Consider the following 21,748-nt stretch of genomic DNA (forward strand, 5'->3'; position numbering starts at 1 on the left):
ATGAGGTGGTCAGTTTGCCGCGGAATAGGTGGTCAGCTTAAACCGAAATCAGATGGTCAATTTCAGCGAAATCTCCAGGCTAGTTCTATTAGAAATAATTCATGAGCAAGCGGTACAGCATTTGATTTAGATTTTAGCGCTTTCAATCGTTCAATTGTAATCCCAGTTTTATACGAAATGATTTTGATGGTATTGTCCTCTACAGTATCAAAAAACTTCCCTAATACAGTCTGTTTAGAAATCTTTACCTCAGGCTCAATATTAACTAATGATAGATTTGGATAAATTTCCTCAATGACATTCCCTATATCCTCTCCAATACTTAAAATGATCAGAAACAATTTCTTAGCACCAATCTTCTTGATTAACCCATTTCGAAGTTTGCTAATTTCGACGGTTGGAATTCCAGTCTTAGCATGTATATCAACATTTGCAATATTTCGCTTTGTTAGAAAAGAATTTAAGTTATTGTGGGGAATACGTGAGGCCATTATCCTCTAAAAGTAACCAACATGCTATTTAATGGCAATTTCGTGTGTTTTACTTTCTTTTTATTTTAAATATTTGCTTTTAATGAAAGTATTATTAATTTTGAATAAGAATTTAATAATCCTATTGATTATAAGAGTCTTGCGGACACAATCTGAGGCCGTCATCGCAGGACAGCAGAATAATCCCAATATCTATTTATAGATGTGCTATATTTGCGCGTCCAGATAGATTTGGGGTCTGCTGTAATGCCACGTTGACTTAAGGCCTCAGAAACTTTATTGTGTGCTTGGTTTGCAGACCCCAAATTTATCAAGTCTCTTCCAATGCAGGGCTCATCTTAACCAGATACGAGCATGCCTGTATATCAGAACCTTTCGAATAACGATTTGATTGCCTTTTTAAGGGGGGGGGATGCTGCTGCGTATAAGGAAGTCTATGATCGGTATTTTCAGTTGATGTTTGTGTTTGCTTTTAGGAAGTTGCGGGATGAGGAATTGGCAAAGGATTTTGTACAGGAGTTGTTTGTCTCGCTTTGGGTGAAACGTGATCGGTTGCTGGTGGAGGGGAATTTAGCGCAGTACCTTTACATCAGTTTGCGAAGTCAGCTGTTCAATTATTTTGCGCACCAGAAGGTGCAGTCTAAATATATTGATTTCCTTGGGGTGTATGCGGATGGTTTTGCTGCTGAAGAGTCTGATTTTTCGATCAGGGAGAAGCAGCTCTCGGATTATATTGAAGTGCAGATGCAGAAATTGCCTGCGAAGATGAGGGCGGTGTTTGAGCTGAGCAGGAAGGATGGGCTGTCCAATAAGGAGATTGCCGATTCGCTGAATACTTCGGAGAGCAATGTTTCTCACCAGATCTCCAATGCGTTGAAGATACTAAAATCTAAGCTCCATTTGCTAATTGGTCTGCTGTTGGTCTGAATTTTCCTCTTTTAATTCTCCTAATTTTCTTTTTTTTCATTTTTGTCTTCAAGATTGCTGCATGGTTCTTTTACAACCTGTAAATAACCTTTGAAAGGTATGGATGCAAAAGAAGCAAAACAACTCCTAGAAAAATATAACGCGGGCCTTTGTAACGAAGCGGAGAAAGCTTTGGTAGAATCTGCTTTGTTGGACTTCAACGAGGGGCATGAGCTGGAATTGTCGCAGGAGCGTATCGATGAAATTAAAAGAGAGGTATTTACGGGGCTCCCTGTTCATCGGTCCCATAAGCTTAATATTTATATCTGGATTGCCGCTGCTGCTGCGGTGGCGCTATTGATATTGGCGATAGTACATTGGAAGCTGGAGGAAAACTTGCGCTTGTTTGATCAGAATGTTGCTATACCGGATGTGGCACCTATCGGAAATAGGGCGGTGTTGTCGGTTGGTGATGAGTTGATAAACCTCGATGGTGTCAAGGGTGGATTAAGGTTAGGGGCTGATGGGGTTGCTTATTTGGATGGATCTATTGTCGGTAAGAATTTAAAAACACAGTTGTCGCAGACCCTTTCGACCCCCAAGGGGGGACAGTATCAGGTGGTGTTGTCGGACGGAAGTCGGGTTTGGTTAAATGCGGCTTCGTCGATCAGCTACCCGTCTTCCTTTGATGGGGCGAAAGAACGTCGGGTGTCGGTTACGGGTGAGGTGTATTTTGAAGTGGCCCATGACAGGTCAAAGCCTTTTGTGGTGGCTTCTGCCGGCCAGGAGATCAAGGTGCTGGGGACAAATTTTAATGTGAATGCTTATGGTGATAATGGGGTGACGGCGACGACTTTATTGGAAGGAAGTGTGTTGGTGAGGGATTCGCATGGTGTTGGTGAGGTGTTGAAGCCGATGCAGCAGTTGGTAATGGGCAGGGGTGGGAGTTTGCTTCGCGCTGCCGATGCTGAGCTTGTGATGGCCTGGAAAAATGGGAAGTTGGAATTCAAGGATGCACCGCTTTCGGACATCCTTGCGGAGGTGGCACGTTGGTATGACCTGGAGATCGTGTATGAGGGTGGGATTTCGGACCGTGTATTCACTGGAAGTGTTTCCCGTAAATCTAATTTGTCGGTGCTGTTGAAGATATTGTCCTTTTCAGATGTTCGGTTTCGTCTTGAGACTAGTGGAAGGGGGATCAAAAAACTGATTGTTGAACCTTAAATAATGTTTTGCCGATGAAGTAAATTTTAAAGATTTAGTATTAGTTAATTAATTCCCCATTCATAAAAAAGCCGGAGGTGTTCGAGCACTTCCGGCGGCTTTAGGGGGATGGATGTCTGGGACATCCGATTCACGCACGAATTTTTATCAAACCCTAAACTACAAACTTATGATTTTTTTTGAAAACTGTCGTCCCTTTCTTTGGGTCGGGCAGTATCTATCTATTTTATGTCGGTTGATCCTTTGGTGGAGGCCGTCAGCCCGTTGGGGCTTTTCACTGGTCTTTTCCTGTTGCTTTTTGATGTCTGTTGTTGCGAGTGCGTCACAGGTGACCTTGAATCTTAGATCGGTATCTCTGGAGCTTGCCTTTGCGGAGATCAAGAAACAAACGGGCTATGGCTTTTGGTACGAAAAGAAGGACTTAATGGATCTGCCGAAGGTGTCGGTCAGTGTGCGGAACGTGGAATTGCGTGCTGCCTTGGAGGCTTGTCTGAAAGGTCAGCCCTTATCTTATGAGATCTTTGATAAGACGGTGGTGCTGAAAAGGAAAAGTGTTACGCCTGCTGTTGTTCCGTCTAAGAGAAGTGCGCAGGATAAGGTGCGAGGAAAGGTGGTGGATGCGGAATCTAAAGAGCCACTTGCAGGTGTACTTGTTAAGGTGAAATCTCCGGAAATATCTGTTGTTACCAATGATAAAGGGGAATTTGAGCTGAATTTGCCGAATGGAAAATATGAGTTGTTGGTTCAATACCTTAGCTACAATATCCGTGAATTTAGTGTCACTGTTCCCACAACTGAATTACTGTCTCTTGAATTAACTGCTAACGAAAGTATCCTAAGCCAAGTTGAGATTGTAAATACAGGGTATCAAAGTCTCCCTAAAGAAAGAGCAACAGGGTCATTTTCTTATATAGATGAAAAAACGATTTCCCGTTCAGTTTCACCTGATTTATTGAGTAGGCTGAATGGCGTTTCAAATGGATTGCTTTTCGATAGTACGGTAGGTAACTCAACAGGTATAAGTGTTAGGGGACGGAGTACAATTTTTTCCAATACGACACCTTTGATTGTAATTGACAACTTCCCGTTTGAAGGCGATCTAAACACTATTAATCCTGATGTGATTGAGAGTGTGACCTTGTTGAAAGACGCTGCTGCTGCGTCCATTTGGGGTGTTAGAGCTGGGAATGGTGTTGTTGTGATTACTACCAAAACGGGGAGGTTGAATGCAGCGCCGAAAATTTCGGTTAATGGAAATGTAACCGTTGGTGAGAAACCTGACCTTTACTATGAACCTCAGCTTTCTTCGAGCGAATTTATTGATGTAGAAAAATTTCTTTTTGACAAAGGGGCCTACACTGCTACAATTAATGGTGGATTTGGCGTGATTTCTCCTGTGGTTGAAATCCTGCAAAAGATTAAGCTTGATCCGAGCTACGCCGCGGTCGGGAATGCACAGATTGATGCTTTCAGAAATATTGATAATAGAGAGCAGAGAAGTCAATACTTTTTTAGGAATAGCAATGTCCAGCACTATGCCGCTGATGTCACTGGAGGGGGAAATATGCAATCCTATTATTTCTCTGTAGGCTATGACAGAAATGTACCCAATTTGGTATCTCGCTCCAATGATAGGATTACACTTAAGGGTAGCAATTATTATAATTTATTAAAAGGCAGGTTAAGGCTGAATACGGATTTGATGTTTTCAAAATCCAACAATAGGAATATGTTCGCCAGCGGTTATGTGCCTTTTTTACCCTATGAGCAGATTGCGGACGCCGTGGGAAATCCTTTGCCCGTTCTTCGACGTGGCGGATTGCGAGCATCTTACATAGAGACAGCCGGAGCTGGTAAGCTTTTAGACTGGTCATACAGGCCTTTGGAGGAATTAAGAAACCAGGGTTCGACCAACCTATCTGGCTTGTTAGATTACAGGTTAAGTGTAGGTGCTAACTATAAAATATTGGATGGATTGTCTTTTGGACTATCCTATCAGTATTATAATGCAAGTACAAAGACGGAAAGCCTTAATGACCAAAATTCTTTTTATACAAGAAATATGGTCAACACCTTTACGAATATAAATTCCACTTCAGGTGCGGTAACTAGGCCAGTTCCGCTTGGATCAATCTATAATCCAATATTTGCATCCAGAGAGTCTCACTATGGAAGAAGCCAATTAGACTATAATAAAGTATTAGGTAATCTACATGAATTGTCAGCAATTGCCGGCTATGAAGTTAGGCAGGACGCTGGTAATCAAAATACCTATTTTGCCTATGGCTACAATCCCGAGACGGGAAGCAGTGCAATTATAGATCCGATTACGTTGTTTCCGTCCTTTTTTAATCCCGTTTCGGCGTCAAGAATTCCAGCTCCAATGAACCAGAGCTCGAATATAAACAGATATATTTCTTGGTATGCCAATGCTTCCTATGCATATGACAGTCGATATGTTATTTCGGGAAGCTTTAGGAAAGATGAGTCAAACCTATTTGGTGTAAAAGCAAATCAGAAAGGTGTTCCTTTATGGTCTGTCGGCTTATCTTGGAATATTCATAAGGAAGATTTTTTTAATGTGAATTGGATCGACAATCTTCAGCTAAAATCCACCTTTGGATACAATGGAAATGTGAATAATTCTATTACCGCATATCTGACCGCTTCACCATCACTATTTAATTCTTATGGCGTACAGTATTTTACTATAGTTAATCCACCCAATGATGATCTAAGATGGGAACGTGTTAAAAACTTCAACACGGGTATTCATTTTTCACTTCTAGAGAGCCGTATTTCTGGAAGCGTCGAGTATTACTTGAAAAACGGTGTTGATCTGATTGCCAGTAGTCCAATTGCTCCACAGACGGGGGTCTCACTATTCACTGGTAATGTTGCTGACACACGAACAAATGGGATGGATGTTCAGCTAAGATCTAGAATTCTGAACGGGGGATTGAGGTGGACAAATTATATCATTTTGAATTTTGTTAGGGACAGGATCACCGACTACAAGGTAGGGACCGGGAGCAATTCAAATGTAGTAACAGGATATACAGGGAACCTTTCCCCACTGCCCGATTATCCGATCAATGCCGTGTTTGGTTACAGATGGGGAGGATTGAATGAACTTGGAAATCCGCGAGGTTTTATCAATGACCAATTAAGCTCAGATTATGCCGCCATTTTGAATTCCAATGATCGTTCTCAGTTACAATTCTTCGGATCGGCAACACCCACGGTCTTTGGAAGTTTCAGAAACACCATCGGCTACGGCAGGCTTGAACTATCATTCAATATCCTTTACAAGTTTAATTATTTTTTCAGACGTCCTTCATTAAGCTACGCTTCTCTGTTTTCGGGTGCTTACATGCAGCGGGATTACGGGAAGAGATGGCAGTTTGCGGGAGATGAAGTTAGTACGGAAGTACCTGCTATGGTATATCCAAATCTACCAAACCGCAGCGATTTTTATAATTATGCTTCGGTACTTGTAGAAAAAGGAGATCATATCCGTCTACAGGATATCCAGCTCAATTATACCTTTTCAAATTTTAAAGGAGAGGCCTCTTTCTTGAAAAATATGAATGTCTATTTCTATGCTAATAACTTGGCAATACTCTGGAAAGCTAATAAACATGGGATAGATCCCGATGTCCGCTCAGGTTTTCCAAATCCAAGGACAGTAGCTATAGGCTTAAAAACAACCTTTTAAATCATTGTTATGAAAGCAATTAAAATCTCTATTAACATCATTGCTATACTTTCATTTTTTTTGATCTCCTGCAAAAAGGATTTCTTGGAAAGAAAGCCCAGTACGAATATCTTACATCCGACCACATTGGAGGAGTTTCAGAGTCTGTTGGAAAATCATCTGGTAATAAATGGCACTTCGGGCCTTGGAGTACTCGCCGGTGAAGACTACACATATGCCTCCAGGGAGATTTGGCTGTCCAACAGGACGGCCACAGAAAGAAATTCATTTATATGGGCAAAGGACCTTTACGAGGGCGAGCCATCTGACGATTGGAGTATGCCGTACACAACGATCTTCTACGCCAACTGTGTACTCGATGGATTAAAAAATATTACGGTGACGGAAAGGAACAGGGCACAGTTTAATCTTGTTAAGGGTTGGGCGCTATTTGTACGCGGCTTTGCCTATTTCGATTTGGTCAATAGTTTCGGACGTTTTTATACTCCAGCTACTGCCGAAAGTGATTTAGGTGTGCCTCTAAGATTGAATCCTTCTGTAGATGAAGTGCTACCTAGGGCGACTGTCTCGGAAAACTACAAACAGATATTGAATGATCTGAAATACTCGAGCCAACTGCTACCGCAGACATTTCCTACTCTCAACAGGAATAGACCATCCAATGTCGCTTCCCATGCACTGCTTTCAAGGGTCTATCTGTTTAGAGGGGAATATGGAAATGCCGAACTACATGCTGATAGTGCCCTAACGCTGTATGATAGGTTAATCGATTACAATACCTTGGATAAAACAAGTGTTACACCTTTCTCTACAACAAATGTCGAGCTTATCTACTGGAGATATGCAACAACTAAGGCGGCTTATGCCGCTTCTGGAAGATATAGCCAAATTAGCCCTGAATTAATTGGTTTGTACACTCCCAATGATCTAAGACCTTCAGTGTTCTTTGCCAAGCAAGGCGATGGAAGCTTTGTGCCAAAAAGGGGGTATCAAGGGGTTGGAAACCAGCCTTTTATGGGTCTTGCGACAAACGAACTCTATTTGATCAAAGCAGAATGTCTTGCTCGGCGAGGCCAATATATCGAGAGTATGAATTGGTTGAACAAACTGTTAATAAAGCGTTGGAATCCGAATGCGAATAGCGTACCCAATCCATACCAGAATATAGAGGCCAGTTCTGCTTCAGAGGCATTAGGGAAGATTCTGCTGGAACGTAGAAAGGAACTAGTTTGGCGTGGAATACGATGGGAGGATATCAAAAGGCTGAACAGGGATGGTGCCAACATTGTGTTGAAGCGGAATTTGGGCGTGCAGGAATTTACACTTCAACCAAATAGTCCATTGTATATATTTCCAATCCCGAATGAAGAGATCATGTTCAGTGGGATCAAACAAAACGAACGATAATTATCAGGGCAACTTTAAAAAATAAGAAATGAATATTAAGATATATATGTTGCTGCTATGTTTGTCAATCATAGCTTTGGGGAGGGTGGATGCAAAGTCTAACAATCCAGATGATGTTGTTATAGAGGGACGGGTACTTGATAACTTCACAAAGACTTCGAAACATAAAGTTATTGAAGTCACTATACTTATTTCGGAATTTGCAACTAGTGGTATGAACTTTCGTGGAAGGAAATTTCTGCCAGAGGTTGACCAGAAAACTGGCAAGTTCAGACAGGTAATACCAGCTATAAGTGATAGGTTTTATATGTACATCTATTTTACACCGGTAGGAACTGAGAATTGGACGTTTATTCCCAACGTCTACATACTTGAAAAAGGAGATCGTCTCAACTGCGAGCTTTCCTCACGATACTATAAGTTCACGGGAAAGGGGGCAACAAGGCTCCAATGCCAGAGTGATATTTATAGTCAGAAACTCCCACATAAGTCGCAAAGTACTCAGGACGCTGATTCCTTACTTAATATTAGGCTTAAGATCATAGAGGATTATTCAAAAGAATTGGGTCTAGAACTTACAAATATCATGATTGCCAATTGTTATGGACTGCGAGATTTCTTATGGCTGAGGGAATACGCAATTAAAGCAAAAGTTAATAGAAGTGACTATGATTACGCAATAAACTCAGAAAGATTCAAAAAACTTGAACATAAAAATTTAAACAGCATACAAATCGAGCATCTTGTACAAGCTCCAATCTATGTGGATTATCTTTATTGTAAAATTGTCTTAGAAAGTAATATTGTCAATGATTGGAAAAGTTCTAGGGCAGATGCTGGTGCAAACTTTGTCTATAATAGGATTTTGAACAACTATAATGGCCTTATAAGGGAAAAACTTTTGGTTATATTTTTTCTGCATAATAAAATATCGTCGAAATTCTTGGACGAAGGACTTCAAATCGTACAATCGAAAGACTACAGAAAAATTTTATTGGATCTAAAGGAGACTTACCGGAACGATAAACCATTTTATAATTTTAAGCTTAAGGACGACAAGGGAAATTGGATCACGCTAGATCATTTCAAGGATAAGGTGGTAGTGATGGATTTCTGGTTTACTGGCTGCACAGGTTGTAAAATGTTAAATGAAGCCATGGTGCCAATCGTAAAGAAATATCGAGACAACCCGAAATTAGCGTTTGTTTCAGTTTCCATAGATAAGGAGCGGTCTGCTTGGTTAAAAAGTGTTGCGACCGGGAATTATACCCACCCCGAGAGCATTAATCTGTATGCGGGTGTAGGTAAGGGTAATAATGCAAGACATCCACTGATAGAACATTATAAAATTAAGAGCTACCCGACACTTTTTATCATTAAGAACGGTAATATGTTTGAGGCCAAACCAACTATACCAATCTCGTCTCCAGCAATGGATGGGACGCTAACAGATAATACTAAGACATTTATTTCTCTTTTGGATTCCGCACTCAAATGAGAAAGAATTATCTACTAGTGGTGTAAAGAATCCACCACTAGTAGTTTTGGAAATAATCTATAGGTTATAATTCCCATCAAGACTTGAAGGGGTCATTCCTTTAGAGCTGACTTCAGAATAGTTTAAAGTTTGTCCGTGATCCTGTGTATCGTTTTCAGGTTGTGTGAACGAACATTCTCTGTCTGAATCATCATCGCAGTTGATAGGATCATAGGTTCCGGCTGGAATCTTTTCATACTGGTTTTCGTCAACTTGTACATAAACCCAAAGTGGCGCTTTTGTTCTTTTTGCGTTGGTAAATGCGCTAAATCCTACTGCAAGAACTGCAACCAGCAGTCCGAATGCGAAATTTTTTAAATTTTTCATTTTAATTGATTTTAATTTTAAATTAATGTCTTCCGGTTTATGTTTTTATGGAGGTAGATGGCGAAGATGGCCAAGAGGATAAAACCGATATTGAACAACAGGTGCTGTTCCCAAGTGAGCGATGCTATCGCTCCCCCGCAATGACAGGGTTTCTTTTCTGCCCAAAGTAACATCGACGCGATGTATAGCGTAAAGATACTCATCATGATGGTGAAGAAGTATAATCCTAATTTTTGGGTCTGAGGGATGATCAGTGCTAGGGCAATGGCCAGTTCACTGATGGGTACCAGCCAACTGATGGTGAGGGCATAGTTCTTAAGGTATTGGATCTTCGATAGTCCTTTGTAGAATTGGTCATGTTCTACAATTTTTGCCTGTGCGGTGTAGACTAAGAGGAAGATACAAAGTCCTGTGATGCCGTTGATCAGGAGCTGCTTGGTCTGGTGCCTTTGGTAAAATGGTGGTTTGCCTGTAATACTGGTACTGTTCATGGTCTTATCTTTTGGTTGTGCTTCGATGTGGTGGTATCCGCCACCTTGGGTACTTGCCCCAATTTCTCTGTTTTGTTGATCGTTGTCACGGACCTCCTTTCTTTTTTGATGAATTCGTTGATGTAAATTTCAGTACGTTTTTTTGTTAAAAAAATATCCCGCGGGATAGAAATGCGTTTGCCGATCAATTAGTTAGTCCGGTTGAAGGCAGCCTTGGCGGCGCTGAACCGGGAAGGGGTCATCCTCAAAAAGGATGCGCTGATAACATTGGGAAGCAGGTTGATGGGGTATTTTTGGGCGTAATGATAGACCTTTTCTCGATCTGAATAGGTCATCAGCTCCGAACGCCATACATCGAGTTCCCATTGTTGGAGCATGAAATGTTCGAGGAGAAGGGAGGTTTCTGGAAATTTCCGAAGCTGGTTAAAATTGTTCCGTTCAATGCGCAAGAGGTTGGTGCCGCTTATGGCAATAAATTTATGGGTGGAGATGGTCTGTTTGAGAAAGCTGTTGATGTCGGTAAAGATCTGTTCTGGACCATAGATGGCGTAGACTTCTGATTTGCCGCTTTGGAGGTTTCTGTATTCGGCGACCCAGGCATCAATACTGTACCAGGCATAGTGTAGGTCTTTTTCTTCATTGCTGATAACGCTTTTTGTCCTGATGCGCTGGATGTCTACAGCTCTGACCAAGGCTCTTTCGAATTTGGGTGAGAGCCGGACATTTGCAGAAAGGATGCTCAGAAGCTCTTTGAGCTGTTGCGCGCTAGGGTTCATTTGATTATTTATCTTTTAACCATTGTCTATGTATTCTGGAAAGGTGCTTGCGGCTGATGTGTAAATAACTGGCCAAATATTTTTGGGGGATTAGGTTTGGTTCGGGATTTTTGTTGCGAAATTTGCGGTAACGCTTGTTTGCCGGTTCTTCGTGAAGCAGGAGCTTTTCTTCAGTGATACGCCTTTGCCATTGGTCTTCAAGGTGGAGGATTATTTCATCGATACCAGATGCCATATGATGATTCTCGAGAAGGACTTTGTATCCGCAGTAATAAAGCCGGCTGGAGATGAGCGCACTTATTCTTGGACTTGGATGGGAGTTCGCGTCACTCTGCTGACCGGACATTGGAAAAAATGCTCCGGCGTGATGGAATCTGATGGTTTTGGTTTGGCCAGGATCGGTTGCATCGATTGGCGAAGTTACTTTAGGAGTTTCAATGTATTCATGAAGTAAGCCTGTGGCCAAGAAATAAAGTGTGCGTTGTGCGGGCAGTTCGAGTTGTTCGCCCTTTTTTAATGTGATCAGTCGAAAAGTGCTTTCAAACAACGCGTTGAGCGTTGTTTGAAAGCTAGAAACCGGTGCCAGCGCAGCTGTGACTTGACTGATATCGATCATGGTTTGAGCTTATAATTTCGAGTTTACATAGGTGATTTCGATTGTCATACTTCCCGAAGCGGTGATATGGCCATCGTTAGCTGTCTCGATCATCAAATCGCTTTTAGGCTTAAAGAGTTTGTCCTCATCTCCGGAGCCGTCGCCATCTTTGGTCAAGGTTACCGGTAGGCGGTGTTGAATGGCAAAGCTCCCTTGGTCGCCAAGGAAATTGGCAATTGCTGGCGGCATTTCATCAAGATAACTGAGCTGGTCGGTAGTCAGGTCGAAATGACCGTTGATCCATAGTTTGGGCTGCAGTTTAAGGGCGGCCGCCTCTGCGGTTAATTGTTGGTCATTTAGTGCATAAAGTGCTTGTAAAAGGGACTGAAGACCAACTTCATCAAAGGGTTGTTTTTGCATTTTCGTAAAAATTTATGTGAGACCATTTATTGTTTGAGGCAATTTAGTGGCACTTTTTGAAGTGGAAAAGCTTTTCGCGGTGATATTTTCTGAGTGGCACCCTGAAAAGTGTTGTGAGTGGTCTATTTCGGAAATTTTAGGAAAATTTTGGTAATTTCGGCACTTCAGCTACCTAGTTTACCTAACGCTTCCCATTATGCTGAAACGGATTCTACAACATCTCTGCTCAAGATTTTTTATCATCAATCTTTTGTTGATACTGATTGTATCAATATTCGCAGGACACTACATTGTCGTGCACGGCCGTGACGAAACATGGGCAGAACTTAGGCAGATGTCCGCATACTATTATTCCGTTGCCTATAGTGCAATCATAGCAATGGTATTACAACTGGGCATCTATTTGGTAAGCTACAAGCTATCCAGGAAACATCGGGGCAAAGGATTGACCATTCCTTGGGCATTGGAACAATTGCTGTATGGTGTTGTAACGATCCTCATGCTTGAGTTGTTATTGGCCGCTGCGCTGTTCGGCCTACATGGCTTATGGTTGCCGGAAACGTCATTTTTTAAAAAGCTGTTTCTACCCATTGTACTGTTTGTACTGATAGTCAATCTCTGTTATGTCATTTACTACATGAATAAATACCCTAGGGCGCAGAAGCTCGTTAAGTATCTGATACCTAAGAAACCGAAGCCAAAGCCGCAAATTAAAGTATCCACTGATTTACCTGCCTTGGTTTATGCTGGCGAATCAGGAGTTATGGCCTATGGTTTTTCTGGAAATCCAATGATTTGGACACACTCGATCAGACAGTCTATTGAACTGTTAGGTACTAGAGATTACTATAGTGGACAGCGGCACTGGCTCGTTCACCGTTTGGCGATCGCTGATTTGGAATCCATTCCGGGAAAGCGTGTGAAGCTCATTTTAGCCTTTGAATTCAAACATGAAATGATTGTTTCGCGCAGACGGTCTTCAATCTTTAGGGCTTGGTTCGGTGAGGCAGCTAGGCCGTTAGACGATCGTTTTGGCTAATTTATTACCTGTGTTTGAGGAGCTCCGCTTTTAACCTTGACAGGGTTTCCCTTGTGATCCCCAGATAGGAAGCGATATTCGCCTGGGTGGTGAGCTGTTCGATATCCGGATGTTGTTTGAGCAGGTTCAGGTATCTCGTCATGGCTTTGGGTATATGTCGCTGCATGTGGATGTCCATGACGACCATGAGGTATTTCTGGGTCATGATCCTACCGATGAGGTTGGCTTCCTGGAAGTCGGCATAGAGGGCGTTCAATTGGTTCCAGGTGATGGAAACGAGGACGCTATCCTGTAGGAGTTCGATATTTTCCATGGAAGGTTTTTGTTCGAAGAAGCTCGTGACGGCGCAGGCCAGGTCTCCGGCTTTCATGAACCAGTTCGTGCACTGGTTGCCGTCGTCATCGATGTGGTAGGACCTGACAAGTCCGGTCTCGACGAAGTAGAGCCTTCGGCAGATTTCTCCCTCACGTAACAGATGGTGTTTGGCTGGAAGTGTTTCGGTCAATAATTGTTCGGCAAGGCGTTGTTGGTATTCTGCCGAGGTAGGCGCCACGCTGCCCAGCAGTTGGAGCAGGGAGAGGGTTTCTATGTCGTTTGTTTCCATGATGTCGCGTAAACTAGGTTAGAGTGAGCTGTGACTATTTTGGAAACGTACCAAATTTGAAGATGTTTTTTGGGCTAACATTTTGGGACATTTGCTCCCTTTTTCTGGATTACTACGGATTACTTTCATGGCTTTAGCAAAGGTTTTTGTGAGAATTATCACAGTCTTTCTCATTTATTGCTTTATCACGCGCATTTGGCGGCGTTATTGGGAGCCTGAAAGTTGTAACAAATATCAATGACATTTTTGGAAGCTTGGAGGAACTTTGTGAATGTTAATCAACGCAATGGCTTATGGAGAAATGATACCTTATAGCAACCCGAGTGAAAGTTGACGCCAGTATACCGGCTAGGGAGCTGATCATTTAGTTTATTGTTTATGTTAGATGAGGTGTTAGAAGTTTGGCTGAAGGAATTTGAGGCCGAATTGGGTGAGATTGCTCTTGAAGAATTGAACCCTATCGAAAAACTTAAAAGAACAGTGGCTGTCACAGAAGTACAGCTGAATAACTTGAGGGCATTCGTTGTCGAAAATCCGTTTGTGGATGAAGCCGATGAGATCGAATTTTTCAAGCGCGTTAAACCGCAGTTCTATTGTTGGAAAATTTATGCTTTTGAACGTTACAGTGTAGAGTCCTGGATGCCTAGCGATAAAGACGAAAGTAAACGGAATTTCCTGTTGGGAGAATTAAGATCAATTGAAAGGTTCTTTCGACTGCATGATTTCCATTACCAGTATTATAGGATGGGTGCAGGTGAGTTGGACGGGCTTTTCTTCCTTCGCAAGCAGATGGAGGAGGGAAGTATTTTGGTCCCGAATGTGGCGGATCCGGATCCTAGTTTTGCAACGAGGGGAGATTATCTTTTTGCCAAGTTCATGGCTTTGGAGAAATTGGCGGCTTGGATCCAGCAGGCTATTTTGGGTTTGGATGGGCTTTCTCCAGTTGATATGGGTCAACCTAGGCCTAAGAAACTGAAATGGACGGGGGAAAGTATCAATCTCTTGGAGATTGCCTATGGTCTATATTATACGGGTCAGTTGAATGAAGGTAGGGCGAATATCATCGATATCGTGAAGGAGCTAGAGGACATATTTGGGGTGAGTTTGGGAAGGCCATACCGGAGGCTTGCCGAGATTAGGCAGCGAAAAAGGTTGAGCAGGACGAAGTTTATTGATGAGATGGGATCGGCGATCTTAAAGAAATTGGATGATGAGGATGAGTATAGGCCTTGATCATTTCTGCATCTTGCACAGCCATATTAAAATTTAATGCTATCGCACATACAAAAAGTATTACCTGTATATCGCAAAAAAAAACTATTTCAAGTTTCGGTTAAAAAATAGTTAGTGCGAGCCGAACGCTAATCCAATAGTGTTCGGCTTTATGTTAGGGCAAGTGGACTTGTCTATCCGGCTGCCCCGCCCCGAGAACCTACAACAAGCTTTCGGGTGTTGAAATTAGCTGGGTCGGTGACTTCAATGATGACTTTTCCATCTTTTTTTAGGGCCACCTTTCCTGTAACTGTACTCAAGCCATAGTTCGAACTATCTGCTTTTGACCTTGCGCCCTTTTTTAATACAATGGTTACTGTGGCCAATTTTCCATCTGCGTGATTGTAAAGGTAGATTTCTTTGCCAACCTTTTTTGAGCTTAGGATAGTTGTGGCAAATTGGACAAGCTTGCCATTGTGGGAAGCAAGATTTTCCGCATTGGCCTGGATAGGCTCCTGTTTCAAGTACAAACATCTTTTATTCAACAAGAAGGCATGAACGGAACTCGTAAATGCGAGGAAGAGCATGCATGCGATAATTAGTTTTTTCATGGGCCTAAGGTAGGGAATTAAACCACTTTAAAATGTTTTTGCAATTAAATTTGACCACCTCCCCAACGAGTTGTCAATCCGGTTTTCCCAATGTGTGAACCTTTGTGTCATGTTCCGCTGCAATGGAGTGGCGGGTTAACGGATTTTATATGTTACAGAATTTTACATGGCAACAGTTTTTGGTTGCTGCATTGGTCTTTTCCCTTTTGTGGTATGGGGGGATGTGGTTTTTTTGGTTGAGGCATAGGAAGCTTGGCGGTTTGGGATGGAAGGGGAGCAGTGCTGGGATTGGTTCGGATCGTAGTGGTCCGGGTGCCGGTAAACTGCCGCACCGTTGGGAAGGGGATGTGGAAGTGCTGTCACCTGCGGATGAGCTGATGGGTAAAAGTCGATTGCCGGAGGGGATGGAACTGTTGTCTGGCAGCGAGCTGCGTTTTGCGGGGAAGGAGGGGACGGCGGACCGTTCCGACCAGTTGGGCCTGGTCCCTGATCTGTTGCAGGAACTGAAGCTTTTGTTTCAGCGGCTTGCCGAAGAAGATGGGAAAAAGAGTGATTTTTTTCGGTTGCTGGAAGCGCTGAAGTCGGGGTTTCCCAAGATGGGCGGCCATCCACAGATGCATGCGCTCAATGAATTCATCATCGACCATGCCCCTTTCCATTTAACGCCAGGGGAAATTGCGGACCTCTGGGATTAGTTTACCATTCAAACCTTTTTTATGAAAGTATTTCATCGATTTTTTATTGGCCTTTTGAATTTTACAGGTGTGGCCTACTGGCTGTTTTTGGTGGTTGGGCTGGTGTTGCTGTCTGCAGGTCCCCTGTTTGCCCAGGATGGGAACGCGGGGATTGCAGAGGCGACCAACCGGGTAAGGAGCTATTTCGATACGGGCTGCGACCTGATGTATGCCATCGGTGCAGTGGTTGGGATCATCGGTGCCATCAAGGTGTTCAACAAGTGGAATGCGGGCGAACCGGATACCAATAAGGTCGCTGCCGCCTGGTTCGGTTCCTGTATTTTTTTGGTAGTGGTGGCCACGGTACTCAAATCCTTCTTTGGGATATAATTTTCACTTTAAACTTTTTTATGGCTTCGGTATATCAGATCAATAAGGGGGTGGGCAAGCCCATCATGTTCAAGGGATTGAAGGCGCAGTACATTGCTTATTTGGCAGTTGGAATGGTGTTTTTGTTGGTTGCTTTTGCGGTATTGTATATCTCAGGCGTCAGTCTGTTTTTGGTACTGCCGATCATTTTCGGCCTGGGTGCTGCGCTGTTTGTGGTGGTGGGCAAGCTATCCGCGCGCTTTGGCGAGCACGGGCTGATGAAATTCTTTGCCCGTCGGAATTATCCGCGCTATATCCAGTTCCAGTCGAGGCAGTTATTCCTTTCACTTAAAAATAAAGCTCATGGTCAGTGCAAATAAGATGTTTCCGATTTTGAAGGTAGAAAAGGGTTGTATAGTTTCAATGCAGGGGGATTTTTCGGTGGTGTATAGGGCGACCTTGCCGGAGATCTTTACGCTGTCGGACGGGGACTACGAGGCCTATCACCAGGTCTTGGTGAAGGCGATCAAGGTCTTGCCAAAACACAGCGTGTTCCATAAGATGGACTGGTTTGTCAGGGATGGTTACCAGGCGGATTACGTTCGGGCCGGGGATAGTTTTCTGGCCCGGAGCAGCGAGACCTTTTTCAATGAAAGGGAGCGCTTGGAGCATAGCTGTTATATTATCCTCACCAAAAAGCCCGAGGGAAGGAAACTGTCAAGTTCGGTCTACAGCAATGTGCTGCGCAGGAGCATCGTTCCGGCGCAGCTGATGGAGGAAAAACTGCAGCTTGACTTCCTGGATAGTTGTGGACAGTTGGAAAGGATCTTGAAGGACAGTGGTTTTGTGGCTTTGTCAAGGTTGGGTGATGATGAACTTGCGGGTACGGCGAACAATGCTGGACTGATCGAAAGGTTTACCTTTCTTTTGGGGGAGCATGAACCGTCGCTCTTGCGGGACATCAGTGTCAGTGATGGGCTGAAGGTGGGGGAAAAGGAGGTCGAGCTCTATTGCCTTTCGGAGATGGAGGACCTGCCGGCACTTTGCGGCAGTAGGATCAATTATGATCGGTACAGTACCGATCGATCGAAGTTTTCGATCGGTTTTGCAAGTCCATTGGGACAGATCCTGGACTGTAACCATATCTATAACCAATACATTTTTATCGGAGATGACAGGGATACGATCAAACGGCTGGAGGCGAAAAAATTGCGCTTGCAGTCGCTGTCGGGTTACTCCAGGGAGAATGCGGTATCGCGTGATGCGGTCAATGATTTCCTGAATGAAGCGGTAGTGCATCAACGGCTGCCGATCAAGGCGCATTTCAATGTGCTGGCCTGGTCGGACGATCCGATGGAGATGAGGGATTTGAAGAACAAGGTGGGCTCGGCGATGGCACAGCTGGACGCGGTGGCCAAACTGGAAACGGAAGGTGCGGCGCAGATCTGGTTTGCGGGAATGCCTGGGAATGCGGGCGACTTTCCAATGAACGATACCTTTGATACCTTTGTCGAGCAGGCGACCTGTTTCTTTAACATGGAAAGCAGTTACAGGGACAGCCTTTCTCCCTTTGGGCTTCGCTTTGGCGACCGCCTGAAGGGACGTCCGGTACATGTGGATATTTCGGATGAGCCGATGCGTTTGGGCCATGTGACCAATCGGAACAAGTTCATCCTTGGTCCATCGGGTTCTGGTAAATCTTTTTTCACCAACCATATGGTACGAAGCTACTTCGAGCAGGGGGCACATGTGGTGCTGGTGGATGTAGGCCATAGTTATCGAGGGCTCTGTGATCTGGTGGGCGGCTACTATTTCACTTATGCAGCGCATGACCCAATCAGGTTCAATCCGTTTTTCATTGCGGAGGGGGAGATATTGGATACCGAAAAGAAGGAAAGCATAAAGACGCTTTTGCTGGCGCTCTGGAAAAAGGATGATGAGCATTTCAAGCGCTCGGAATATGTGGCGCTGTCCAATGCCCTGACCTTGTTCTATCAATATCTCGGGGAGAATAGGGATATCTTTCCCTGCTTCAATACTTTTTATGAGTGGCTGCTTTCGGACTATACACAGATTTTGGAGAAGGGCAAGGTGAAGGACAAGGATTTTGACGTGTCGAGTTTTCTGTATGTGCTGCAGCCCTATTACAGGGGCGGGGAGTTTGATTACCTGTTGAATGCAACGGAAAACCTGGACCTGTTACATCAGCCTTTTATCGTCTTTGAACTGGATAACATCAAGGACCATCCGATCCTGTTTCCGGTAGTGACGCTGATTTTGATGGAGATGTTCATTTCCAAGATGCGCAAGCTGAAGGGTATACGTAAAGTGCTGCTGATTGAGGAGTGCTGGAAGGCCATTGCCAAGGAGGGGATGGCGGAGTATATCAAATACCTGTTCAAGACGGTCAGGAAATATTTCGGGGAGGCGATCGTCGTGACCCAGGACGTGGAGGATATCATTTCCTCGCCCATCGTCAAACAGGCCATCATCAATAATGCGGACTGCAAGATATTGCTCGACCAGAGCAAGTACCAGAACAAGTTTGATTCCATCCAAGCATTGTTGGGGCTGACGGATAAGGAGAGGGCGTTGATCCTTTCGATGAACAGGGCCAATGACCCTAAGCGGAAATACAAAGAGGTATTTATCTCCCTGGGTGGGCAGTACAGTAAGGTGTACCGGACGGAAGTAAGCCTGGAAGAATACCTATGCTACACGACCGAAGAAACGGAGAAGATCAAGGTACAGGAATACGCCGTCCGTTTCGGGAGCATCCAAAAGGGCATCCAGATGCTCGCACGGAATATGAAAAACTTAAAGCCATAGTCCTATGAGAACAATGCTAGTTTTTGCTGCCGTAGCCATGCTAATGGCAGCCTGCAATACCAATCCTAATAATCAGTTTGCCGGCATTTATGCCAACCATTCCGAAGGTGAGTATAGTATTGCCGACGATACATTGGAGCTGGTCCAGCTTTCGGATGTTGAGTATCAGATTGTTCGAAGAACAGGGTTTAACCTGATCAGGAAGGGCAAAGTCGGGAGTCGGCAACATGAAACCGAAAACTGGAGAGTGAGCTATGAAGCTACTCAACAGCTGCTGCGCGAGCAAGTGCGCGGTAAGCTGATCAGGGTCGTTCCTGATAGTGGAATGCTGGTCATCGGTCATAGGGAATACCGCAAAATCAAACCTTAAAATTTATCGGATGGAAACAATAAAATATTCCATACGGCAGATTCAATCTGCCGTATGGTGGACGGATAGTGCTAAAATTCTAATAAGAAGAATTGTGAAAACCTTCGAAGGAAGCTTGAATACAGTTAAAAAACAAATTAAACAGGTTATGAAAAAATACATGATCATCCTGCCCTTGAGTACGATGACACTGTTTGTGGGGCTGCCCAAGGGGGCCAATGCCCAGCTTGCGGTGGTGGAAGTGATCAGGGCGGGTGTAAAGAAAGTCATCAAGGCGGTGGACCTTAGGGTGCAGCGCCTGCAGAACGAGACGATCTGGCTGCAGAATGCGCAGAAGGTCTTGGAGAACCAGTTGTCGAAACTCAAATTGACGGAGATCGCAGATTGGACGGATAAACAGCGGGAGCAATATGCGAAATACTATGAGGAACTCTGGAAAATCAAGTCGACGATTGCCTATTACAAGCGGATCAGGGACCTGACGCAAACGCAGATCGCTATTGTGGATGAGTACAAGTGGGCCTGGGGACTTTTCCAGAAGGATGTCCGGTTCAAGTCCGAGGAGCTGGAATATATGGGAAAGGTCTATTCGGGCATCTTGGACGAGAGCATCAAGAACCTTGACCAGCTCTTTTTGGTGATCAATTCCTTCAAGACCCAGATGTCGGATGCATCGAGGCTGGAACTGATCGCAAAGGCGGCAGACGAGATGGACGCGAATTATTCGGCGATCAAGAAATTTAACTCGGGCAACATCAGTTTGAGCATCAGCCGGTCGGTCTCATTGGAGGAGACGGCAAAATTGAAGGAGATCTATGGGGTGGATTAAAAAGAGATGCAGCGTTTTAGGGGGGAGGTCTAAGATGTTGAAAGGTCTGCTGTATGGCTTACTGCTGATGATTTTAAATCTTCAGCCCTTGCTGGCGCAGAAGGGCTCGGAATGGTTTCGGCAGAAGAAAACGCAGACAAGGTACCTGTTTGAGCAAATTGCGGCATTGAGAATTTATGCTGATATGGCACAGAAGGGATATCGCCTGGCAAGTTCGGGACTGAATACAATCTCGGACCTTTCTAAAGGGGAGTTCAGTCTGCACAATGCATTTATTTCTGATTTGAAGCAGGTCAACCCCAGTATCCGGAACAGTGCAAAGGCTGCGGGGATCATAGAGATGCAGCTGATGATTTCCAGGGGATTTAAGGGGGTCAGCGATCATGGACTGTTAAGTTTTTCAAACCAGGAGTATGTGCATCAGGTACGGGAAAATATTTGGCAATTATGTCTAGATGACCTAGAAGAGCTGTTATTGGTCGTCACGGCTGGCAGGGTCGAAATGGATGATCGGCAGCGGTTGGAGCGCTTGGACAGGGTCTATTTTTCGATGCGGGAAAAGCTTGCTTTCGCCCAGCATTTTCAGCAACAGGTTTTGGGATTAATTAATAGGAGAGAAGATGAACAGAGAACGATCAAATCGCTATGGGATCTCCATGGCATTAGGTAGTGGAGTTAGGTCGGTCTGGATCAGGAAGCTTTGGGTGTTGGCGATGTGTGTGCTAGGTTTTGTAAAAGCAAATGCGCAGTCGCACGAGGTACAACAGTTATTGCTGAATGTGGAGAAGCTTGGCCAGCTGAAAAATATCCTTCGGGATATGAAACGGGGCTATCAGGTGCTCAGCGGTGGCTACAACACGGTCAAAAATATCGCACAGGGCAATTTTTCACTGCATGAGGTTTTTTTGGACGGGCTGATGGTGGTCAGTCCCGAAGTAAGGAAATACCGCAGGGTGGCCGAGATCGTGGAACAGCAGCAGTACATGGTGAGGGCCTACAAGTCGGCCTTTAGTCGTTTTGGGGCCGCGTCGATTTTCAGTGTGGCGGAGATGGCCTATATCGAGTGGGTCTATGGTCAGCTTTTCTCCCGTAGCCTGGATAATCTGGAGGAACTGGCGATGGTCATTACCTCATCCAAACTGAGGATGAACGACGAGGAAAGGCTCAGCGCAATTGATCGGATTTTTGGGGACATGCAGCAAAAGGTGCTGTTCCTTCGCGATTTTAACGAAAAAACGACTGCGTTGGGAATGCTCAGGGAGCAGCAGCAACGGGATCTGAAGTCCGTGGGCAGTCTTCACTCGAACCTTTAAATTTTT

At 44.2% G+C, this 21,748-nt stretch carries 23 protein-coding genes; 15 read left to right on the top strand and 8 right to left on the bottom strand.

The features are described from left to right. Positions 1-62: 62 nt before the first annotated feature. Positions 63-491 carry a hypothetical protein gene (locus AC23ME_RS20530; protein ID WP_487729606.1) on the bottom strand — a complete coding sequence of 143 codons (429 nt, stop codon included), beginning with the start codon at positions 489-491 and terminating at the stop codon, positions 63-65. A 354-nt stretch (positions 492-845) separates the two neighbouring features. Here AC23ME_RS20530 and AC23ME_RS20535 point away from each other — a divergent pair, with 354 nt between their 5' ends. From AC23ME_RS20535 to AC23ME_RS20555, 5 genes are all read left to right on the top strand, one after another. Next, positions 846-1,418: an RNA polymerase sigma factor gene (locus AC23ME_RS20535; RefSeq protein WP_487729607.1), complete on the top strand. Its 573-nt coding sequence runs from the start codon at positions 846-848 to the stop codon at positions 1,416-1,418. Between the two features lie 99 nt (positions 1,419-1,517). Next, positions 1,518-2,621: a FecR family protein gene (locus AC23ME_RS20540; RefSeq protein WP_487729608.1), complete on the top strand. Its 1,104-nt coding sequence runs from the start codon at positions 1,518-1,520 to the stop codon at positions 2,619-2,621. A 334-nt stretch (positions 2,622-2,955) separates the two neighbouring features. Continuing rightward, a complete protein-coding gene (locus tag AC23ME_RS20545) occupies positions 2,956-6,339 on the top strand; it encodes a SusC/RagA family TonB-linked outer membrane protein (protein ID WP_487729609.1) in 3,384 nt (1,127 codons plus the stop codon). A gap of 9 nt (positions 6,340-6,348) precedes the next feature. After that, a complete protein-coding gene (locus AC23ME_RS20550; protein ID WP_487729610.1) occupies positions 6,349-7,746 on the top strand; it encodes a RagB/SusD family nutrient uptake outer membrane protein in 1,398 nt (465 codons plus the stop codon). Between the two features lie 28 nt (positions 7,747-7,774). Beyond that, positions 7,775-9,244 (top strand): TlpA family protein disulfide reductase, encoded by a 1,470-nt coding sequence (locus tag AC23ME_RS20555; protein WP_487729611.1) that lies wholly within the window; start codon positions 7,775-7,777, stop codon positions 9,242-9,244. 57 nt (positions 9,245-9,301) lie between these two features. Here the strand turns inward: AC23ME_RS20555 and AC23ME_RS20560 are convergent, their stop codons facing one another. From AC23ME_RS20560 to AC23ME_RS20580, 5 genes are all read right to left on the bottom strand, one after another. Next, positions 9,302-9,610, bottom strand: coding sequence for a DUF6520 family protein (locus AC23ME_RS20560; protein ID WP_487729612.1), 309 nt, complete (start codon positions 9,608-9,610; stop codon positions 9,302-9,304). Positions 9,611-9,627: 17 nt separating this feature from the next. Beyond that, positions 9,628-10,101, bottom strand: coding sequence for a MauE/DoxX family redox-associated membrane protein (locus tag AC23ME_RS20565; RefSeq protein ID WP_487729613.1), 474 nt, complete (start codon positions 10,099-10,101; stop codon positions 9,628-9,630). 188 nt (positions 10,102-10,289) lie between these two features. Next, complete coding sequence (locus AC23ME_RS20570) at positions 10,290-10,877, bottom strand: cyclic nucleotide-binding domain-containing protein (RefSeq protein WP_487729614.1); 588 nt, start codon at positions 10,875-10,877, stop codon at positions 10,290-10,292. A gap of 4 nt (positions 10,878-10,881) precedes the next feature. Then, positions 10,882-11,493 (bottom strand): Crp/Fnr family transcriptional regulator, encoded by a 612-nt coding sequence (locus AC23ME_RS20575; protein ID WP_487729615.1) that lies wholly within the window; start codon positions 11,491-11,493, stop codon positions 10,882-10,884. A 9-nt stretch (positions 11,494-11,502) separates the two neighbouring features. Further along, positions 11,503-11,892, bottom strand: a complete 390-nt coding sequence (locus AC23ME_RS20580; protein WP_487729616.1) for a hypothetical protein — start codon at positions 11,890-11,892, stop codon at positions 11,503-11,505. Positions 11,893-12,088: 196 nt separating this feature from the next. Here AC23ME_RS20580 and AC23ME_RS20585 point away from each other — a divergent pair, with 196 nt between their 5' ends. Beyond that, the gene (locus AC23ME_RS20585) at positions 12,089-12,931 is read left to right on the top strand and encodes a hypothetical protein (RefSeq protein ID WP_487729617.1); all 843 of its coding nucleotides are present in this window, start codon (positions 12,089-12,091) and stop codon (positions 12,929-12,931) included. Between the two features lie 4 nt (positions 12,932-12,935). Here the strand turns inward: AC23ME_RS20585 and AC23ME_RS20590 are convergent, their stop codons facing one another. Beyond that, on the bottom strand, positions 12,936-13,535 hold the full coding sequence (locus AC23ME_RS20590) for a Crp/Fnr family transcriptional regulator (RefSeq protein ID WP_487729618.1): 600 nt from the start codon (positions 13,533-13,535) through the stop codon (positions 12,936-12,938). Between the two features lie 378 nt (positions 13,536-13,913). On the opposite strand from AC23ME_RS20590, the gene AC23ME_RS20595 reads away from it, so the two are divergent. Continuing rightward, positions 13,914-14,768 (top strand): RteC domain-containing protein, encoded by an 855-nt coding sequence (locus AC23ME_RS20595; protein WP_487729619.1) that lies wholly within the window; start codon positions 13,914-13,916, stop codon positions 14,766-14,768. A gap of 173 nt (positions 14,769-14,941) precedes the next feature. Here AC23ME_RS20595 and AC23ME_RS20600 read toward each other — a convergent pair whose 3' ends face one another. Further along, complete coding sequence (locus AC23ME_RS20600; protein WP_487729620.1) at positions 14,942-15,358, bottom strand: hypothetical protein; 417 nt, start codon at positions 15,356-15,358, stop codon at positions 14,942-14,944. 149 nt (positions 15,359-15,507) lie between these two features. On the opposite strand from AC23ME_RS20600, the gene AC23ME_RS20605 reads away from it, so the two are divergent. From AC23ME_RS20605 to AC23ME_RS20640, 8 genes are read left to right on the top strand one after another with little or no spacing between them, the layout of a single operon-like run. After that, entirely contained in the window at positions 15,508-16,053 is a 546-nt protein-coding gene (locus AC23ME_RS20605) for a hypothetical protein (protein ID WP_487729621.1), read from the top strand. 21 nt (positions 16,054-16,074) lie between these two features. Further along, positions 16,075-16,422, top strand: coding sequence for a DUF4134 domain-containing protein (locus AC23ME_RS20610; RefSeq protein WP_487729622.1), 348 nt, complete (start codon positions 16,075-16,077; stop codon positions 16,420-16,422). A gap of 20 nt (positions 16,423-16,442) precedes the next feature. Further along, positions 16,443-16,781: a DUF4133 domain-containing protein gene (locus AC23ME_RS20615; RefSeq protein ID WP_487729623.1), complete on the top strand. Its 339-nt coding sequence runs from the start codon at positions 16,443-16,445 to the stop codon at positions 16,779-16,781. Continuing rightward, the gene (locus AC23ME_RS20620; protein ID WP_487729624.1) at positions 16,765-19,230 is read left to right on the top strand and encodes a TraG family conjugative transposon ATPase; all 2,466 of its coding nucleotides are present in this window, start codon (positions 16,765-16,767) and stop codon (positions 19,228-19,230) included. The genes AC23ME_RS20615 and AC23ME_RS20620 overlap by 17 nt, the downstream gene beginning before the upstream one ends. Positions 19,231-19,234: 4 nt before the next feature. Continuing rightward, positions 19,235-19,600 carry a hypothetical protein gene (locus tag AC23ME_RS20625; RefSeq protein ID WP_487729625.1) on the top strand — a complete coding sequence of 122 codons (366 nt, stop codon included), beginning with the start codon at positions 19,235-19,237 and terminating at the stop codon, positions 19,598-19,600. A 10-nt stretch (positions 19,601-19,610) separates the two neighbouring features. After that, on the top strand, positions 19,611-20,429 hold the full coding sequence (locus tag AC23ME_RS20630) for a conjugal transfer protein TraI (RefSeq protein ID WP_487729626.1): 819 nt from the start codon (positions 19,611-19,613) through the stop codon (positions 20,427-20,429). Continuing rightward, positions 20,416-21,099, top strand: coding sequence for a hypothetical protein (locus AC23ME_RS20635; protein WP_487729627.1), 684 nt, complete (start codon positions 20,416-20,418; stop codon positions 21,097-21,099). The genes AC23ME_RS20630 and AC23ME_RS20635 overlap by 14 nt, the downstream gene beginning before the upstream one ends. Then, entirely contained in the window at positions 21,050-21,742 is a 693-nt protein-coding gene (locus tag AC23ME_RS20640; protein WP_487729628.1) for a TerB family tellurite resistance protein, read from the top strand. The genes AC23ME_RS20635 and AC23ME_RS20640 overlap by 50 nt, the downstream gene beginning before the upstream one ends. Positions 21,743-21,748 lie beyond the last annotated feature (6 nt).

This window comes from Pedobacter sp. T50_32, assembly GCF_057652195.1.

Coding starts and splice junctions, on each gene's coding strand:
- AC23ME_RS20530 (WP_487729606.1), bottom strand. CDS start 491: ATGGCCTCACGTATTCCCCACAATAACTTAAATTCTTTTCTAACAAAG.
- AC23ME_RS20535 (WP_487729607.1), top strand. CDS start 846: ATGCCTGTATATCAGAACCTTTCGAATAACGATTTGATTGCCTTTTTA.
- AC23ME_RS20540 (WP_487729608.1), top strand. CDS start 1,518: ATGGATGCAAAAGAAGCAAAACAACTCCTAGAAAAATATAACGCGGGC.
- AC23ME_RS20550 (WP_487729610.1), top strand. CDS start 6,349: ATGAAAGCAATTAAAATCTCTATTAACATCATTGCTATACTTTCATTT.
- AC23ME_RS20555 (WP_487729611.1), top strand. CDS start 7,775: ATGAATATTAAGATATATATGTTGCTGCTATGTTTGTCAATCATAGCT.
- AC23ME_RS20560 (WP_487729612.1), bottom strand. CDS start 9,610: ATGAAAAATTTAAAAAATTTCGCATTCGGACTGCTGGTTGCAGTTCTT.
- AC23ME_RS20565 (WP_487729613.1), bottom strand. CDS start 10,101: ATGAACAGTACCAGTATTACAGGCAAACCACCATTTTACCAAAGGCAC.
- AC23ME_RS20570 (WP_487729614.1), bottom strand. CDS start 10,877: ATGAACCCTAGCGCGCAACAGCTCAAAGAGCTTCTGAGCATCCTTTCT.
- AC23ME_RS20575 (WP_487729615.1), bottom strand. CDS start 11,493: ATGATCGATATCAGTCAAGTCACAGCTGCGCTGGCACCGGTTTCTAGC.
- AC23ME_RS20580 (WP_487729616.1), bottom strand. CDS start 11,892: ATGCAAAAACAACCCTTTGATGAAGTTGGTCTTCAGTCCCTTTTACAA.
- AC23ME_RS20585 (WP_487729617.1), top strand. CDS start 12,089: ATGCTGAAACGGATTCTACAACATCTCTGCTCAAGATTTTTTATCATC.
- AC23ME_RS20590 (WP_487729618.1), bottom strand. CDS start 13,535: ATGGAAACAAACGACATAGAAACCCTCTCCCTGCTCCAACTGCTGGGC.
- AC23ME_RS20595 (WP_487729619.1), top strand. CDS start 13,914: ATGTTAGATGAGGTGTTAGAAGTTTGGCTGAAGGAATTTGAGGCCGAA.
- AC23ME_RS20600 (WP_487729620.1), bottom strand. CDS start 15,358: ATGAAAAAACTAATTATCGCATGCATGCTCTTCCTCGCATTTACGAGT.
- AC23ME_RS20605 (WP_487729621.1), top strand. CDS start 15,508: ATGTTACAGAATTTTACATGGCAACAGTTTTTGGTTGCTGCATTGGTC.
- AC23ME_RS20610 (WP_487729622.1), top strand. CDS start 16,075: ATGAAAGTATTTCATCGATTTTTTATTGGCCTTTTGAATTTTACAGGT.
- AC23ME_RS20615 (WP_487729623.1), top strand. CDS start 16,443: ATGGCTTCGGTATATCAGATCAATAAGGGGGTGGGCAAGCCCATCATG.
- AC23ME_RS20620 (WP_487729624.1), top strand. CDS start 16,765: ATGGTCAGTGCAAATAAGATGTTTCCGATTTTGAAGGTAGAAAAGGGT.
- AC23ME_RS20625 (WP_487729625.1), top strand. CDS start 19,235: ATGAGAACAATGCTAGTTTTTGCTGCCGTAGCCATGCTAATGGCAGCC.
- AC23ME_RS20630 (WP_487729626.1), top strand. CDS start 19,611: ATGGAAACAATAAAATATTCCATACGGCAGATTCAATCTGCCGTATGG.
- AC23ME_RS20635 (WP_487729627.1), top strand. CDS start 20,416: ATGGGGTGGATTAAAAAGAGATGCAGCGTTTTAGGGGGGAGGTCTAAG.
- AC23ME_RS20640 (WP_487729628.1), top strand. CDS start 21,050: ATGAACAGAGAACGATCAAATCGCTATGGGATCTCCATGGCATTAGGT.